14 protein-coding genes and 1 pseudogene are annotated in these 16,830 nt (G+C 49.0%); 6 read left to right on the top strand and 9 right to left on the bottom strand.

Annotated features, from left to right (window positions below):
- Position 1: 1 nt before the first annotated feature.
- The 3 genes and pseudogenes from UWK_RS03530 to UWK_RS19945 all read right to left on the bottom strand — a co-directional run bounded on the left by UWK_RS03530 (position 2) and on the right by UWK_RS19945 (position 2,701).
- Positions 2–571, bottom strand: a complete 570-nt coding sequence (locus UWK_RS03530) for a class GN sortase (RefSeq protein ID WP_015402972.1) — start codon at positions 569–571, stop codon at positions 2–4.
- Positions 568–2,223, bottom strand: a pseudogene (locus tag UWK_RS03535) (marine proteobacterial sortase target protein); the annotation flags it as partial. The pseudogene UWK_RS03535 and the gene UWK_RS03530, both read right to left, overlap by 4 nt.
- Entirely contained in the window at positions 2,165–2,701 is a 537-nt protein-coding gene (locus UWK_RS19945; RefSeq protein ID WP_052326959.1) for a VIT domain-containing protein, read from the bottom strand. The gene UWK_RS19945 and the pseudogene UWK_RS03535, both read right to left, overlap by 59 nt.
- 205 nt (positions 2,702–2,906) lie before the next feature.
- Between UWK_RS19945 and UWK_RS03540 the strand changes: the two genes are divergently transcribed.
- The 3 genes from UWK_RS03540 (at position 2,907) to UWK_RS03550 (ending at position 4,468) form a co-directional block, all read left to right on the top strand.
- On the top strand, positions 2,907–3,608 hold the full coding sequence (locus UWK_RS03540; RefSeq protein ID WP_015402973.1) for a response regulator: 702 nt from the start codon (positions 2,907–2,909) through the stop codon (positions 3,606–3,608).
- 345 nt (positions 3,609–3,953) lie between these two features.
- Positions 3,954–4,181 carry an addiction module protein gene (locus UWK_RS03545; protein WP_015402974.1) on the top strand — a complete coding sequence of 76 codons (228 nt, stop codon included), beginning with the start codon at positions 3,954–3,956 and terminating at the stop codon, positions 4,179–4,181.
- Positions 4,172–4,468 (top strand): type II toxin-antitoxin system RelE/ParE family toxin, encoded by a 297-nt coding sequence (locus UWK_RS03550; protein ID WP_015402975.1) that lies wholly within the window; start codon positions 4,172–4,174, stop codon positions 4,466–4,468. Before UWK_RS03545 ends, UWK_RS03550 begins: the two co-directional genes overlap by 10 nt.
- Positions 4,469–4,912: 444 nt before the next feature.
- On the opposite strand, the gene UWK_RS03555 is transcribed toward UWK_RS03550, so the two are convergent.
- From UWK_RS03555 to UWK_RS03570, 4 genes are read right to left on the bottom strand one after another with little or no spacing between them, the layout of a single operon-like run.
- On the bottom strand, positions 4,913–6,991 hold the full coding sequence (locus UWK_RS03555) for a chloride channel protein (protein ID WP_015402977.1): 2,079 nt from the start codon (positions 6,989–6,991) through the stop codon (positions 4,913–4,915).
- A gap of 8 nt (positions 6,992–6,999) precedes the next feature.
- Positions 7,000–7,665 carry a pyruvate kinase alpha/beta domain-containing protein gene (locus UWK_RS03560; protein WP_322740796.1) on the bottom strand — a complete coding sequence of 222 codons (666 nt, stop codon included), beginning with the start codon at positions 7,663–7,665 and terminating at the stop codon, positions 7,000–7,002.
- Between the two features lie 19 nt (positions 7,666–7,684).
- A complete protein-coding gene (locus UWK_RS03565; protein WP_015402979.1) occupies positions 7,685–8,212 on the bottom strand; it encodes a response regulator transcription factor in 528 nt (175 codons plus the stop codon).
- The gene (locus UWK_RS03570) at positions 8,190–9,602 is read right to left on the bottom strand and encodes an ATP-binding protein (protein WP_015402980.1); all 1,413 of its coding nucleotides are present in this window, start codon (positions 9,600–9,602) and stop codon (positions 8,190–8,192) included. The genes UWK_RS03565 and UWK_RS03570 overlap by 23 nt, the downstream gene beginning before the upstream one ends.
- A 195-nt stretch (positions 9,603–9,797) precedes the next feature.
- Here UWK_RS03570 and UWK_RS03575 point away from each other — a divergent pair, with 195 nt between their 5' ends.
- Positions 9,798–10,592, top strand: a complete 795-nt coding sequence (locus tag UWK_RS03575; RefSeq protein ID WP_015402981.1) for a C-GCAxxG-C-C family protein — start codon at positions 9,798–9,800, stop codon at positions 10,590–10,592.
- A gap of 254 nt (positions 10,593–10,846) precedes the next feature.
- On the opposite strand, the gene UWK_RS03580 is transcribed toward UWK_RS03575, so the two are convergent.
- Together UWK_RS03580 and pyk are read right to left on the bottom strand one after the other, a co-directional pair.
- Complete coding sequence (locus UWK_RS03580) at positions 10,847–11,068, bottom strand: hypothetical protein (RefSeq protein ID WP_208598482.1); 222 nt, start codon at positions 11,066–11,068, stop codon at positions 10,847–10,849.
- A gap of 33 nt (positions 11,069–11,101) precedes the next feature.
- The gene (gene pyk / locus UWK_RS03585; RefSeq protein ID WP_015402983.1) at positions 11,102–12,838 is read right to left on the bottom strand and encodes a pyruvate kinase; all 1,737 of its coding nucleotides are present in this window, start codon (positions 12,836–12,838) and stop codon (positions 11,102–11,104) included.
- A gap of 181 nt (positions 12,839–13,019) precedes the next feature.
- On the opposite strand from pyk, the gene UWK_RS03590 reads away from it, so the two are divergent.
- Positions 13,020–15,212, top strand: a complete 2,193-nt coding sequence (locus tag UWK_RS03590; RefSeq protein ID WP_015402984.1) for an ATP-binding protein — start codon at positions 13,020–13,022, stop codon at positions 15,210–15,212.
- On the top strand, positions 15,190–16,719 hold the full coding sequence (locus UWK_RS03595) for a class I SAM-dependent methyltransferase (protein ID WP_015402985.1): 1,530 nt from the start codon (positions 15,190–15,192) through the stop codon (positions 16,717–16,719). The genes UWK_RS03590 and UWK_RS03595 overlap by 23 nt, the downstream gene beginning before the upstream one ends.
- The last annotated feature ends 111 nt before the right edge of the window (positions 16,720–16,830 follow it).

A 16,830-nucleotide genomic window follows, 5' to 3' on the forward strand; every position in this document is an offset into this window, starting at 1 on the left:
TTCACACCTCCCTTTCCGCAAACACCAGATACCTGAACGGTGTATTCGATCGTAACGTATCGAATGGATAGCAGGTCAGAAGTGTCAAGGAAGACGCGTCACTTTCCTGAAAATAAAGATCCTCTGCTTTATGGATCACATTCTCCATGACTCTGTATTTTTGCAATCCCCCAATTACCGGCTGTATCGTTACAATATCATCCTTGCGCAGATCCTGTAAAAATTGAAAATTAGTGTCTCGGTGCCCTGCCAGAATACAATGGCCATTACTGCCAGGATCACTACTTCCAGGAAGATGTCCAGGCCCAAAGGCGAGCACCTCACCACTCTCTCCCTCAAGCACAATCAAATCAACCCCAAGCCGCTCCACCTGTAGACGTGCTACGGGCCAGGTATCGGCCCAGGGCCACGGCTTTGTCTGTTCTCCGCTTGCCAGAGTTTGTTCCCAGGCGTGCTGCAAAAGAATCTGAGCAAGCACCGCCTTTGTCCGTATCCAACAGCCGTCAGCCAGGAGAAAACTGCCACCTGCCAGCAGGACAAAGACGATGATGCGCAAAAGTCCTGTTTTCATGCCCGCTGCCTCCTTCCCCAAAACAGAAATAAAAACGCAATAAGCAGCAGAAAGGCCCCAATAACAATTTGAAGCTGAGCAGGAGTCGCTGTTTTCGCAGTACCACCAAATATTTTCTGTGCCTGCCAGCCATGGGGAAGATTGCTTCTCAGGGCTGACTGACGAAGATCTTCTTCAGGAGGACGTGACACTTCTTTTTCAACTGCCACCAGACTGGTATAACGACTGACCAGATGATGGGCCAATGCGGTATTCAGCACTTCCCTCCGAACATCCTCCTCCATTGCCCCAAGCGCCAGAGAATCCATCAGGGAACGAATCTTCTTTCTTGCCCAGAGTGTTGCAATCCCGGGCCTCTCTGCAAGTTTCTGCAAGTCCACTTGTTCCTGCCACAGATCAAGACCGAGATGACCACTGATACTCAGGACCTCCTGTTCATTTCCTTCCGGTATCTTCAGAGAAACCACCAGGGGCTCTCCCGCATAGAGGTCCGCAATGGGATTTGGATAACCCAGCAAAGACTTACCACTGCTGTTTTTCACCGCGATATCGGTGATCGCAGGATGCTCCAGTTTCTGAAACAACCGGGCCATCTTTTCCTCCACTTCACTCGTCTTTCCGATATAGGTATAACTCCCCCGCCCCATACCAGCTGCCCGTGACATAAAGTAGGAATTGGGAGCAGAACCGATGCCAACAGTAAAGAGACGGGAATCACCAAGCCGCGAGGCAATCATGGCAAGGAGTTCTTTTTCATTTCCAACACTGCCATCGGTGAGAAACATAACCTGACGGATGCGCTCATGATTCTTTCTTCCATCAAGTGCCAGATCCAGTGCCCTGGCAATCTCGGTGCCCCCTTCAGCCTTGAGAGAACTGACAAACCTGATCGCCTTTTTCCGGTGTTCTGCATCGGCCGCTTCGGCGTGGTCAAATAACCTCCTGGAATCGGAATTAAATTCAATCACGTTGAAACGATCATGTTCGCTGAGACGTGAAATGGCGAGAATCAACGCTTCCCGTGCCTGGACAATTGAAGGGCCGGCCATAGATCCCGAGGTATCCAGCACAAAGACAACCTCCCTTGGAGGTGCCTGCCCGGTAAGATCAAGGGTCGGGGGACTGAGCATCATCAACAGATAGGTATCACCGCCATGTTTTTCGCTGAAAAGTGCTGCATGGGGATGATACTGTTGTGCCGCCTCCCATTCGAGAACAAAATCACGATCCGCCTTCACACTACCATCAAAGTGAAGCACCTTCACATCTCTCTCTTTGTCTTCCACGGTTATACCATGATAGAGACTCTCAAGCCTGGACACAGGAAATCCTGCAGCCAGTTCAACCATAAGACGAACTGGATTCTGCTGTCTATCTGATGCAACGGGAGGTGTGATTCGTGATGCGTCGGGAACCCGATCGGTATCCATGGCCCAGCCCGTACCACTAAACTGAATTGTCCCCACATCGCTATCCGCCATCAAAGGCCTTCCAGGGATATAACGTGGTCCAACCACCATGGGAAAGCGAAGGGAAAACACCCCATTGCTCAAAGCCACCACCTGCTGGAACTGGATTTCAACCTCTATCTCTTCACCGGGAGGAATATTGGCAACGGCCATTGTGAAAATATTTGCTCGTTCCTGAGAGAGAAGAGAGGCCTTCTTTCCCTCTTTTTTTTGCCTTTTCGTACACCTTTTTTGCTTCTTCTTTCTCCCTTATCTCTCCTTCGATTAACCTTTCGCCAATTTTCATTCGCAGCTGATCCACAGCAGATTCATCTGGCAGAGGAAAAACATAAATCGCCTCCTGCCACCGATCCGTGTTATTGGCAAAGCGTTGCCGAACCATGGTTCTTGCCGTCATGGCGCTTATATATATCTCCACATCCTGTGAAAGCTGTGGTGCAGCTTCATATTTTCCTTCATTACCACTCGCAGCAAAGAGCAAAGAACCCTGCTGCACATCCGACAGAATTACTTCTCTGTTTGCCACGGAATCCAAAGCCGCATAGCCATCTGCTACCATGGATAGAAGAATAATAACCATCACCAATCCCACATACACGACGAAGAGCGTATTCCCCGGATCCAGTGCTGTTCTTCTTCTGTCATCTTTCCTGTTGGCCATTTGTCTCTCCTGTCTCGTAATAAATTGCACAAATCCTCTTTTCACTGTCCCTCAATAAAGTCCATGACAATGACAAATGAAGGAGAGAACAATGACTTTTCACCTTTAAAAAATGACACATTATGACAAAATGCATCCGATGATGGCCAGATGTAACTATTTGTGCTAAGAGAGGGGTGAGTAAGAGCTTAACTCGTGGAGAAAAATGACATACACAATAGCCCTGGTAGAAGATGACGAGGCCCTGCGCAATAACTACGCCCAGGCCCTGATACGTGACGGTTACCAGGTAAACAGCTATGATTCAAGAGCTGAGGCGAGTAGCGCCTTTGCAAGCAAACTTCCCGATCTTGCAATCCTTGATGTGATGCTTCACGATGAAATGGAGGGAGGATTTGAGCTCTGCCGGGAACTGCGGAACCTGTCCCCCACTCTCCCCATCATCTTTCTCACTGCCAGAAACTCTGACCTGGATCGCGTTTCCGGTCTTCGCCTTGGTGCCTGGGATTACCTCACCAAAGACACCACCACTCTTGACTTTCTTCCGGTACGTATCTCGGCTCTTTTCAAGATGTTGGAAGCCATTGCAGGAACAGCAACTCGCCGGGATGAGACTGTTGTCGTTCACGGTTCGCTTCGTATCGAGGAGGAACGGAAACAGATTTACTGGAAAGATAAACAGATCAGCCTGACTCTCACGGAATTCTGGATTTTAACTGCCCTTGTTCGAAGGCCTGGTCACGTAAAATCACATGACCAGCTTATGGCTGCGGCAAACGTGGTGGTCACCAATAACGCCATCGCTGCCCATGTGAGAAGAATCAGGGAAAAATTTCGTGAAACAGACCCTGAATTTGATGCCATCAGTGCCGAGTATGGAATGGGATATCGCTGGATTGAGCGGTAGGGTTTTCTAATTCAGGCCATATATTATAATTCAAGCGCTTGAAATTCTGTCTTATTTTCCTCCGACCTCAGGTGTGAAATCTATTTTTTTCTGTTCGCTGTGTCCACTTGCCACCAAAACTCTGCAACCTTGATTATTGACTCAATCTTTTTTTAATTACGTATATTCAGGAATAAGGTTAAATTCCAGTTTTGACAAATTGTTAAATATTACCAGTGCTCTCCTCTTACGGAAAGCGCAACTCTAAACTCTGCACAATGAGGTCCACTTGCATATTGGGAAGGCGGTTGTTATTATATTCTTACACGTAGCGAAGAGAACAGCTTTCAACTTATGGAGAATATTATGGAACGTGTTGAACTGCCTTTGGCGGAGTACTCATTCGAACAAAAACTCGATCTGCTGGAAACTCTCTGGGATGACTTGGTAAAAAATGATACTGTTTTTAAATCACCTGCTTGGCATGAGGAAATTCTCAAAGAACGTGAACAGGCTTTAAGTTCAGGGAAGATAAAGGTCTCTGACTGGGGAGAAGCTAAAAAAAGGATCAGAAGGAATGTTTCGTGCGGGTAGAAATTACAGACCTCGCTGAAAAGGACCTTGAACAAGGATATCTTTTTTATGAACAGCAACAGTTCGGACTTGGCACCTACTTCCTTGATGCACTTTACTCTGATATTGATTCCCTGTGTTTCTACGGCGGCATTCATTTAAAATTATGGGGATACCATCGCTTACTGTCCAAACATTTTCCTTTTGCCGTATATTACAGTGTGGCTGAAGACACTGTCCTCGTTATAGCGGTGCTTGATTGTCGTCGAAATCCAAGCTGGATCAGGAAGAAATTAAAGGCACTATGACTTTGTTACAGGAGTGTTCGGCCAAACATCCTCCTGAAAAGCTTCTTCTCCTAAGGTGCAGTTTCACTTCGGTGATTCTGTTTTTTCTGTTTCTCCCCTCTACAATCAATAGCCATTACTAAGGTCTTCCGTTTTACATAATTCTAAAACATTACATTGCTACTATATATACGTAATAACATACATACATAACGATCATACTTTATTATCAATAACTGTCAGATTAGGTGATTGCCGCTGCTCTGGGACCAACCGAATCTCCAAAAAGCTATAAAGTTCTTTGATCAGTGATGTTTGATGCCTTGGCTGCAAGCCCTAAACATTTTATAAGACGTGGACAGATGGCACTCAAGTATAAAATTGGTATCTTAAACTATTTTGCACATCGTACCACCATTGGTTCTGTCGAGGACATTCTCCATAAAATCAGTTAACCGGATAAACCTATTTTTTCCCTGAAAGAAATAGTTTTTCAGAGGACTTAAGAAGATTTTTCCTGCCAAAGAGAGTGACTATATCACCGGCAGCAAAAGATGTAGTACCATGGGGGATATGTAAAACTCCCTCTCTATCCAGTGAGACCACATTTATGGAACCTGGGAGGTGTAATTCTTTGATGTTTTTTCCAACTGCGTAAGCCCCTGCCTTCAAACGAAATTCTGTAAAATCATTGTACTGCTCCCGTCGTAACGTAGTCTGTTCCTCAAGCAACTGACCCCGTTGTTTACGCACAATACCAACATCATAGGCCCTTAAAATATCACTACGACTTATCAGCCCAAGGAGCTTGTTTTTTGATTTTCTTGAAACAACCGGTAATCTCGCAAGATCTCTTGGAGCCATCTTCTGAATAGCTGTATAGATAGGCTCATCTGAGAACACCGTCAATGGGTCAACCGTTGCAAGATCTTCAACCTTTAATGTTCGAAGATTCACAGCTTCCGCTGATAAAGCCCTTTCCATATCTTGGAGAGTAACGATTCCCCAAAGTTCATCATTCTCATCAAGCACTGGAAAGCCAAGAAGGTTTGTTTCCTGGAAACGCTGATACAGCTCTGCAAGGCTCTGATTCTTATAAATGGTCAGTGGTGAGCGCAGCATGACCTCACGCACCTGTACCCCCTGCATGATATCCTTATCGCGTCCCTGGTCAAAACGTATGCCACGTTTTACGAGCTTCACCGTATAAATGGATTCCGGATGCAGATACTGGGCAAGATAGGTAGCAGTAACCGCGGTGAGCATAAGTGGCAGGATGAGTGCGTAATCATTGCTCATTTCAAAAACAATAAGCATTGCAGTCAGCGGAGCGCGGGCACAGGCAGCAAAAACTGCAGCCATACCGACAAGGGCATAGGCACCTGGAGGTCCTGCAAGCTCTGGCTGCCAGGCAAAAAAAAGTTCTCCCATGGCCCCACCAAGCATTGCGCCTATAAAAAGCGAAGGGGCAAAGACACCACCAGAGTTTCCAGAACCAAGGGTCAAGGAGGTGGCAAGTGGCTTTAAGAGGACAAGAAGAGCCAAAATCCAGAAATCCGTACCGCCATGCAACACCTCTTCAATAAAAGTAAATCCCGGTCCATAAACATGGGGAATATTTTCAATAAGCGGCATTCCCAACTGGAATTCGGTGGGATTACTAAAACTGGTATTGGTAAAGTTAATATAGAAAACACCAAGCAATCCAAGAAACAGAGCACCAACAGCAGGTTTCCACAGGAGAGGAAAATTCCAGTTATCAAAAACATCCTCAAACCAGGACAGCATTCGAATAAATGCTACACCGACGAGTGCGGCAACCAAGCCAAGAAGCAGATAAAAGAAAATGGTCAGGGGTGATTCCATTGTGTAGGACGGCACAGTAAAAGCCGGCCGGTCACCAAGATACATCTGACTGACCACAGCGGCAGAAACTGCTGCAATAACCACATTGCCAAAGGCACGGACCTTCAATTCACACATCAATACTTCAATGGCAAAGGCAACACCTGCAATGGGAGCATTAAAAGTAGCTGCTATTCCTGCGGCGGCTCCACAGGCCACAAGGTTTTTTATACGGTCATCAGAGAGATGAAGAATCTGACCAACCGACGATCCAAGGGTGGCGCCAACTTGAACAATAGGTCCTTCACGTCCGGCTGATCCTCCGGTTCCGATACAGAGTGCAGAGGCAACTATCTTTGCAATTGCGACACGTGGTCGAATCCTGCCTCCACTCATAACGAGTGCCTGCATAACTTCCGGCACCCCGTGCCCCTTTGCTTCACGGGCAAACCAGGCTATTACAGGTCCAGCCAGCAAAGCCCCGCCGATTGGCACCAGGGCATAACTCCAGATGCCAAGATGAGGGAAGAGGAAGTGGACTGTGGTATAGGATCTGTTCTGGATAATTGCAATAAGATGGATAAAAGCCACGGCCGCAAGCCCTGTGGAGCCACCAATAATAACAGAGAGAGTCAGCAGCAACAATCCTTCGGGAGGAGTTGTTTTATCAAGAAGTGCACCAAAAGGGTTACGTTTCATACCACTTACTACCTTGCCTGGTAAATCTGGCCATGATGGCAGTTCATAGTTACTACCTGGCCACTTTTCAGTTTCTCAATGGCACCCTTTACCCCTGTAATAACAGGAATATTTTTTTCCCGGCCAACAATTGCTGCATGCGATGTGAGCCCCGGTTGTTCGGTGATAATTCCAGCTGCGCCACTTAATTTGTCCAGCATATAATTATCGGTATAGCAGGCAACAAGAATATTCCCGACTTTAAATCCATCAAGGCTGTGGGGGTCTCCTATTACAGTGACCTCTGCCGTAACTGTTTCCTTGCCAATCCCCTGACCATGGAGGTTAATGTCTCCCACCTCATGGATCTTCAGCATATTGGTGGATCCACTTATTTTAAATGGAATGCCAGCAATAATAACAATGGTATCCCCCGATTTCATCAGATCACTTTCCATGGCACGAATGATTGCATCGTCAAAAAGCTTATTGACCGATTCTTCGTCGGAAACTTCCAGAGGTCTCACCCCCCAGAGTAACTGCATCTGCCTCCTCACTGATGCCTCCGGGCTTGTAGCGATTATGGCCGGCTGGGGACGATGACGAGCCACCATCCGGGCGGTCTGGCCACTCTGAGTTGCAGCAAGGATGGCATGTGCCTGCAAGTCACTGGCAATGGCACAGGCGGGAATTATAGTTGTCGCTGACCAGCGGTTATTTCGGGGCGTATTTGTAAAGTTTTCTCTGCAGGGTTCTCCTGTGGATGCCTAACATTTTGGAGGCGCAGCTGATATTGTTGTCGCAGTCCGCGAGCACCCGCTGGATATGTTCCCACTCCACCCTGGCCAGCGAAGGGGGCAGGATTTCCTCTTCGGGGTATTCCTGTTGCTGGTTGTCGTCGGAAAAGGCCTTGAGGATTTCGTCCAGATCAGCGGGTTTGGCCAGATAGGCGACTGCCCCCAGGCGGATGGCCTCAGTGGCCGTGGCAATGGAACCGTACCCGGTAAGCACGACGATGCGCAGTTCCGGGGCTATGGCCAGGGCATCTTTGATCAGGGACAGGCCGCTTTTTCCCGACATCTTCAGGTCGATGACGGCCATGGCGGGATGCTCCTGCTCAATGACGGACATGGCTTCATCGTAACAGCGGGCAGTGCAGGTGGTGTACCCCCTGCGGATAAATGCTTGATTCAATCGTTCCCTGAAGAAGTCTTCGTCATCAACCAGTAAAATCTTTTCCATTTGTTCTCCCTGCTGTCTGCCTGCTGTTGCAGTTCTTCCTGGCCATATGCAGGGACAGGGTCAACGTAACCCTGGTGCCCTGATCCGGCAGCGGCTCTATGGAAAGGCCGCCGCCGAACTGTTCTGCCATGCTCCTGGCAAGGAACAGGCCGAGGCCGAGCCCGGTATCCTTGGTGCTGAAGAAGGGGTTACTGGTTTGGGCTTCCAGTCTTTTTTCAATTCCAGTACCTCTATCACAGACTTCAATACCCAGATGTCCTGCATTGGTAAACCAGCGCAGGGTAACCTTCTCATGGGGGGGCGAGGCCTCGAGTCCGTTCTTCACCAGACCCTTGATCGTCCGGCACAATGAACGGAAGGGCATGGCGATATTCAAATCTTCCGGTACTGTATCTATCCGGAGCCGCTTTCGCTCTTCTTCCCGGAGCTCGGTCAGGATCTGCTCCACCACCTGCTGGATCGAAAAACTCCTGATCTCTTCACCCAAATGCCCGCCGGCACCAGCTGTCATCTGATAGAGGATCTCCTTACACTCCGTCACCTGCCTTCTGATCAGACGGGCATCGTCGAGGAGTTCGCCTCTGTCTCCCAGTTGTTCCAGGGTATGGATCATCTCACAGGAGATGACGGCCACCGTGCTGAGAGGGGTGGCAAGTTCGTGGGCAGCTCCGGCGGCAAAGGTGGCCAGGCCCGCCAGGCGCTCATGACGTTGCCGTTCCTTTTCCAGAGATTGGATCTTGAGGCGGTTTTCAGTGAGAGCCCTCTGGATTTTACTGACAAAAAAGACCACGAACAGAGAGGTGACGACAAAGGCCCCTCCCATTCCCTTCAGGTGGAGTTGAAATGAGCCTGTGAGGATGTCGATCCGCTGCAGATCAGCAGGAGCCATGGCATTGGTGCTGGAAAGTTCGGAGATAAAAGCCGGCGGGAAGAAGAAGAGCAGGCTGTAGCAGGCCAAAGTGGTCGCGGTGATCAGCCAGGAGCACTTCTCCCTGAGAATGATGGCCCCGGTGACGATATGAATCAGGTAGAGAAATACAAAGGGATTCATGGCACCGCCGGTGACGTGCAGGAGTCCGGTGAGGAGGATGGTATCCATTAGAAGAATGACCAGAATTGTCTGGTTGGAAATCGGGGCGTTGCGGTGCTGCCTGAGGTGAAGGTAAAGATTGCCGGCCACCTCAAAGAGGATTATGGCGGCAACCGGCAGGAGGGGGATATTAATGTGCATTACCATCCAAACTGAGAAAATGAGAACAATCTGGCAAAGTACTGCGCCCCAACGCAGGGCCAGGAGCCAGGGAAGGGCTACGCTGACCTGTTCTGTCTGAGCCTGGCGGATGATGGGTTTGATATGGGAAAAGAGCATGGGTTTTTGAAAGGTACGCATTTATGGTTGCCTTCGTTCACAAAAGCTTCTGGGAAATTATACCACTTTCTGAAAGATGCGACAATATGCCACATTGTGATATTCTCCTCCGTGGGTTACATGTAAATTATCAGTGAAGTTTGATTGAGGGAGGCTGATCCTGATTTGCAGGTGTTGGTCGATAACTGTAAAAAGAAGATATGGAGGATAGTCATTATGGAACATCAGAACAAACCCTGTCAAAGCCTGACCCGCCGTCAGATGATGATCGGAACCGCGGGAGCACTTGCCGCAGGAACTGCCCTTGCACAGTTTGGGGGATTACTGAAATCCGCACACGCCGCAGGTGGATCGACTGAAAAATGGCCATGGCCCTACGAGAAACTCGATCCTGTCAAAACTGCGGAACTGGCCTATAAAGAATGGTATCGGGTTTTCTGCGGTGCGGCAGTAATCAACAGCGTTTTCAATCAATTGCAAGAAAAATTCGGAGAACCGTACACCTCTTTTCCCGATGATGCCTTTGTCTTTCTTGAGGGTGGTATGGTGGGCTGGGGCATGACATGTGGCTCCAATGCCGGTGCGGCCATTGTTGCTAATGCGATCATAGGACCTAGAATCGCCGGAGGTAACGAAGGACACCAGATTACCGAGGATATCTTCGAATGGTATTCCGATGCCGCCATGCCGGTTTTTACGCCGAAAACCCCGAAAATCACCACTGAGCTGGTCAAGACCACCGCCGACTCCCCTCTGTGTCACGTCTCTGTCGGCAAATGGATGAAGGCTTCCGGGTTTCACATCGGCAGCCCAGAGCGTAAAGACAGGTGTGCTCGGGTTGCAGCCAGTGTTGCCTACCATCTTGTGGAGCTGCTCAACGATTGGCATGACAAAAAATACCAACCGACAGCCACCCATAAGCCAGTTAAGGAGTTTGGCATCACCGCTCAGATGAACTGCATGGACTGTCACAGCGACGATGTGCCCACACCACCCATGGCCAAGAAATAACCATGGGGTGCTTGACCCATCGGAGTAAGGCGCTCTGAATAGCGTTTCCCCCTTCAAAACCTTTGCCGTTGCTTCCCGTCTCTGTCAGCCGGGAGTGGCGGCAAAGGCAAAGCGCCCTTCAGACTATTCACCTGAGTAGTTACCTTTTTTTTCTTTTAATAGACTCCCTTGACTGAGCGTTGCTTCCCGGTATCGGCAATCAGGACAATGTTCCCTTCGGCATCTGTAAGAAAAACGGCACTGAGAGTTGTTACTCAGTAACGGTGTCGCGAATCAAAGAGTGTTTCATAATCCCACCCACCATAAAAAACATTTAGACCCCGTACCGTCAATTCTGCCTCATTCACAAGGAATGCAGCAACTGCTTTGTTATCAAGAGCATAAATTCCTAAACCATCCATCAGGTCAGCCCGTAATTGACCTCTTATTGGAAAAGTTTCCAGTTCCTGATACTTGGATTTTAGTAAGAAGTGCACCAAAAGGATTACGTTTCATACTGCCTGCTACTGCTACCTTGTCTGGTAAATCTGGCCATGATGGCAGTTCATAGTTACTACCTGGCCACTTTTCAGTTTCTCAATGGCACCCTTTACCCCTGTAATAACAGGAATATTTTTTTCCCGGCCAACAATTGCTGCATGCGATGTGAGCCCCGGTTGTTCGGTGATAATTCCAGCTGCGCCACTTAATTTGTCCAGCATATAATTATCGGTATAGCAGGCAACAAGAATATTCCCGACTTTAAATCCATCAAGACTGTGGGTGTCTTCTATTACAGTAACCTCTGCCGTAACTGTTTCCTTGCCAATCCCCTGACCATGGAGGTTAATGTCTCCCACCTCATGGATCTTCAGCATATTGGTGGATCCACTTATTTTAAATGGAATGCCAGCAATAATAACAATGGTATCCCCCGATTTCATCAGATCACTTTCCATGGCACGAATGATTGCATCGTCAAAAAGTTTATTGACCGATTCTTCGTCGGAAACTTCCAGAGGTCTCACCCCCCAGAGTAACTGCATCTGCCTCCTCACTGATGCCTCCGGGCTTGTAGCGATAATGGCCGGCTGGGGACGATGACGGGCCACCATCCGGGCGGTCTGGCCACTCTGAGTTGCAGCAAGGATGGCATGTGCCTGCAAGTCACTGGCAATGGCACAGGCGGCATAGCAGATAGCATTAGACACGGTTTGGGTCGAATACCTGGCACCTGCACTGAGCAGCTCATCGTAGGGAAGGGCAGATTCAGAAATTTCTGCATTTTTAACCAGGAAACGAACAGCCTCCAGAGGATATCCTCCAACCGCTGTTTCCCCAGACAACATCACTGCATCGGTCCCGTCAAAAATAGCATTGGTCACATCACTGGCCTCTGCCCTGGTGGGCCTGGGACTGCCAATCATCGATTCCAGCATCTGGGTTGCGGTGATAACCGGTTTGCCATGACGATTAGCCATCTGGATAATTTTCTTCTGAATAACCGGGACCTTCTCCGGTGGTAGTTCCACTCCGAGATCACCACGGGCCACCATCAGCCCATCAGACAAATCAAGAATTTCTTCGAGATTGTCGAGTGCCTCCTGATTTTCAATCTTGGAAATAATCTGCTGCCTGCCTCCAACTTCTTCTATAACACGGCGGACTTCCAGAACATCTTCCCCCTTACGGATAAAGGAGGCTGCGATAAAGTCCACCTCCATCTCAGCCCCAAACTGAATATCCGAAACATCCTTATCCATCAATGGAGGTAAATTGACCTTGACCCCGGGCAGACTGACACGCTTATGCTCTCCCAGACGACCACCAACGACAACCTCGGTGCGGATATCATTTCCATGGAGACTTAAAACACGCAACGCCAGCTTACCATCATCGAGAAGAACGGTGTCGCCAATGTTCACATCATCGCAAAGGCCCTGATAATTCACGCCAATCCGCTCAGACGTTGCCGCAACTGTATCGATTGTCAAAAAGAATGTCTGTCCCTGCTGAAGCGTAATAAAACCTTCATCAATATCACTGGTTCGAATTTCAGGCCCCCGGGTATCGAGAAGAATAGCGGTTTCACACCCAGCCCTGGCTCTAGCTGTCTTGATTGCAGCAATGAAGGCTGCCTGAGACTCGTGGTCTCCGTGAGAAAGATTGACACGAAAAACGTCCACCCCGGCCAGGATCAGCTCATGAATCTGCTCCACAGTATTACTAGCAGGCCCCAGCGTTGCTATAATTTTTGTTTTTCTCATTGTTTTCACCTGTTACTGTCGTATAGTTCCTCAACTATTTCACTGATAGCTCAACTTTCAGACTTGTGGTTATGGAGCAATCTGTTACATGAATAGTAACCATTATACAATTAAACCAGGCTAAAGGCCAAAGGTGAAAAAAATTGATAAAAGCTATCGCCACACTCCCAGCTGAACAACTATGCGCATTTCCCTTCGCCTGAAACTTACACTTATTTCCCTGCTGCTCCTGCTGATCCCCCTGATCGGATTCAGGTTCAGCGCCATGCTGCAGTCAAGTCTCCTTGCCAGCCGGGAAGATGCCCTGATGTTCACAGCAAAAGCAGTGGCCACTGCTCTTGCCAATCGCCCGGATATCTTTGACCGTGAGCTATTCCACTCCCTCGATCAAAGTCGTGATCTCTATCTTCTCCGTCTTTCAAGCTCCATCCGCCTCAATGGAAAAGTGGATGACTGGCAGCCTGAACTTGATCAGAGTGATACCTTTGGAATTGAGCACGTCCTCGCCACCACTTCGCCCTATAAGCCGGGATCTCTCACCTTTCGACATCTGGTCGGACAACGCGGGAAATACCTCTATGCTCTGTTTCTTGTCCATGATGACAAGGTGAGGTACCGCCACAAAAACTCTCTCTACCCAGAAAAAGCTGATCATATTCAAATAGGAATACAAGATCCTGCAGGAGAACTTCACAGATACCTGCTGACCGCAGAGGAGCCTGGATGGGTCAACGGCTTTCAGATGGCAGCTGATCCGGAGAACCAGATCCCCATAGCGAACGAGCCACGCATTCAGGGTGTGTGGACAGAGACTGAGGATGGCTACATTGTTGAAATGCGCATTCCGCTGGATATGATTGGTAAACGACTGGCCTTTGCCGTGGCAGATGTGGATAATGCCGAGACACTGGAGATAGAAACGCTCATCGGCACAGCAAATCCGGATCAAATCGGTGAACTGGGCTGGCTTCTTGCCCCGTCCCGTGATATCGAAGCCCTGCTAAAACGTCTTGACAGGCCGCATTCACGTATCAGAATTGTCGACAGCAACAGACGGGTTCGGGCCCGCTTTGGTAGCCTAGAAACCATAGCTCCCCCCGAATCTGACCAGGCCAGAGAGCAATCATCTCTGCTTAACTGGCTTCATCGCCAGCTCAGCCCGGTATATCGTCTTTTCACAGAACCCTTCACCACAACCTTCACCACAGCAGGTTCCCAGGCAAAACAACTCGATATTATGGGGATAGAAGAAGGGCTCCTTGGTAAATCGAGCATTACACACTACCAGCTGGATGACGCCCAGGTGGAGGTGATGGCAGCTATCACACCATTAGTAGATGGAAATACAATTGTTGGAGCTGTGGTTGTAGAGCAGACAACCAATTCCATTCTGGCCTTAAAAAATCGCATGATAGAAGAGTCCATCGGACTCACGGTAATGGCCTTTGTCATCATTGGACTTGGCCTGCTGTTTTTTGCCTCACGGATTTCGAGTCGCATCAGGCGACTACGCAATCAGGCGGCCAATGCCATCAGTGACGATGGACGAATTATCGCCGAGATTACCGCAGTGCGTGCAAAAGACGAAATCGGTGATCTTGCACGAACTCTTTCCACCATGCTCGGTCAGCTTAAAGAACAGAACGAATACCGGGAAAACATGGCCGATAACCTCGAACACGAAATGCGCACCCCCCTGGCCGGTATTGCAGCTTCTCTGAAAAATATGGAGAAAGAGCTGACAAATCCCGACAAACAGCTGAAAGAATATATGGGCTGGGCCTTACGTGATGTCCAGCGCATGGAGTCCCTCCTCACTGCAATCCGGGATGCCACCAGCATCCAGGATGCTTTGGAACGTGATTTTCCAGAAGACTTTGACCTTGGGGCTGCCCTGGCGATCTGGGTCGAACATGGTTGGCAACCCGGATACCCCGACGTTGTTTTCAGGTATAATGTACCCGAACAGCCACTTTTTATTTATGGTGACCCGGACAGACTGCGGCAGATGATAGAAAAACTTATCGACAATGCGGTTTCTTTCCATATACCAGAAACACCTGTCGTACTCTCGCTCTCCAGTGATCAGGAAGGCATCAAGCTCAGTATCTGCAATCAGGGCCCGACCATTGCTCCGGAGATGCTGGGTCAGATCTTCAACTCCATGGTTTCCCTCCGTACCCGGAAGGATAGCAGCCCTCACCTCGGCCTCGGCTTATACATTGTCCGTACCATTGTAGAACACCATCATGGAACAATCCGGGTTGAAAATAGAACTGAGGGAAAAGGCGGTGTCTGTGTTATTGTGAACCTGCCCCAAACACCAAAACCCGCAAAAGCAGATCATCAAGATGACTATCCTCTATCAAGATAACAGATGGCTTGTAATTAACAAACCCTCCGGCATATCCACCCACAGGGCTCACCCCGGTGACCTTGGTATTGTGGAATGGCTGGACCTGCACCACAAACTGAAGGTGTATACCTGTTCACGGCTTGATAAGGGGACCAGCGGAGTGCTTCTCTTTGCTCTGGCTCCAGATGGTGTTGCCGAAGCGCAGAGTGTTCACGAGGACGAACGATCACGTAAAACCTATTACTTCATAGCCGAAAAAACATCCCAGAGTTCCTGGTTCTGTGATGCCCCCCTCGACGGCAAGCCCTGCAGCACCCACTTCAGTACAGTCAGAGAAGGTGTCACCAGCGCTCTTTACAAAGCGGTTATCAATCGCGGCCGTACCCACCAGATCAGACGTCACGCGGCGTCATCGGGGATTCCCCTTCTTGGTGATCCCGAGTACAAGGGAGCAGACTTCGCCAGATTATCTCTCCACTGCGCGATGGTGGAATGGCCGGGAATTTCCCAGACACTGCACGCCCCCCTGCCACAGTGGTTTGAGTTCTGGCTGGATAGCAAACCACAGGAAGCAGGGTACCTCGCACTGGTCGAACAGCGCTATCCCTTCCTCTCTTCTGTTACCGATTGCTGCCGACTCCTGCATCGTGGTGAATATTCCAAAGATATCGCCATTGATAAGTACGGTGACTGGCTCTGCGCAACTGGCTACAGGGAAACGGTTCCGGCACGGCAGGTTCTGCAGGCACACAAAGATCTGCTCACCACTCTCTGTGAAATCTGTAACTGCAAGGGCGGGGTGATAAAAACCAATCTGCGAGACCCCCATAAAAACAGACTTTTTGCGGATATTGCCGCCTGGGGAGACCCCATTCCCGACTCTTTTCTGGTACGCGAACACGATCTTCACTTCAAGGTACAGTTAAACGACAGACAACACACAGGACTTTTCCTCGACCAGCGGGATTCCAGGAGCCGGATTGCAGAAATTGCCAAAGGAAAGCGAGTAGTAAATCTGTTTGCCTTCACCTGTTCCTTCTCTGTCTATGCACTTGCCGCAGAGGCAGAAGTAGTATTTTCGGTGGATCTTGCCGCAGGATGTCTCAAACAGGGGCAGGAGAATGTTGCCATTAATCAACTGGCAGAAGCAGGAAATGCCAAATTCATAAAAGAAGACACCCGTAAATGGCTGTCCCGGCAGCTTCGTAACAAGCAAAATAATCCTCGCCAGTTTACTCCCTTTGATCTTGTAATCTGTGATCCTCCAGTATTTGCTTCCGGAGGCAGGGGAAAAAGCTTTCATGTGGAAAAAGAATGGCCTGGACTCGCAGATGGAGTAAGTAACATTCTCGCAAATGATGGCATAGCACTCTTTGCCAACAATCACCAGGGAGGTGCGGAACCCTTTTATTACGACACTCTACGCAAGGTTTTCAGTGAAGTCACCCGGTTAAATCCACCTTTGGATTTTCCACAGGTGGGGACGCGGACTTCTCATGTTAATATCTACTGGTGTCAAAAATAATATCAACCCTTGACTGAAAGGCGATTATCCTGCTATTGCTTCAGAATAGACTTGTAAGTACCATTCCCCCTCAACTGAGTGTCAGTTCCCGGATCAAAGGATAGGAGAAGT

Origin of the sequence: Desulfocapsa sulfexigens DSM 10523 (genome assembly GCF_000341395.1) — a bacterium.
GTDB lineage: Bacteria > Desulfobacterota > Desulfobulbia > Desulfobulbales > Desulfocapsaceae > Desulfocapsa > Desulfocapsa sulfexigens.

What these genes read in the sequence shown, in the direction of transcription:
- UWK_RS03530 (WP_015402972.1), bottom strand. Translation starts at nt 571, where the DNA reads ATGAAAACAGGACTTTTGCGCATCATCGTCTTTGTCCTGCTGGCAGGT.
- UWK_RS19945 (WP_052326959.1), bottom strand. Translation starts at nt 2,701, where the DNA reads ATGGCCAACAGGAAAGATGACAGAAGAAGAACAGCACTGGATCCGGGG.
- UWK_RS03540 (WP_015402973.1), top strand. Translation starts at nt 2,907, where the DNA reads ATGACATACACAATAGCCCTGGTAGAAGATGACGAGGCCCTGCGCAAT.
- UWK_RS03545 (WP_015402974.1), top strand. Translation starts at nt 3,954, where the DNA reads ATGGAACGTGTTGAACTGCCTTTGGCGGAGTACTCATTCGAACAAAAA.
- UWK_RS03555 (WP_015402977.1), bottom strand. Translation starts at nt 6,991, where the DNA reads ATGAAACGTAACCCTTTTGGTGCACTTCTTGATAAAACAACTCCTCCC.
- UWK_RS03565 (WP_015402979.1), bottom strand. Translation starts at nt 8,212, where the DNA reads ATGGAAAAGATTTTACTGGTTGATGACGAAGACTTCTTCAGGGAACGA.
- UWK_RS03570 (WP_015402980.1), bottom strand. Translation starts at nt 9,602, where the DNA reads ATGCGTACCTTTCAAAAACCCATGCTCTTTTCCCATATCAAACCCATC.
- UWK_RS03575 (WP_015402981.1), top strand. Translation starts at nt 9,798, where the DNA reads ATGGAACATCAGAACAAACCCTGTCAAAGCCTGACCCGCCGTCAGATG.
- pyk (WP_015402983.1), bottom strand. Translation starts at nt 12,838, where the DNA reads ATGAGAAAAACAAAAATTATAGCAACGCTGGGGCCTGCTAGTAATACT.
- UWK_RS03590 (WP_015402984.1), top strand. Translation starts at nt 13,020, where the DNA reads ATGCGCATTTCCCTTCGCCTGAAACTTACACTTATTTCCCTGCTGCTC.
- UWK_RS03595 (WP_015402985.1), top strand. Translation starts at nt 15,190, where the DNA reads ATGACTATCCTCTATCAAGATAACAGATGGCTTGTAATTAACAAACCC.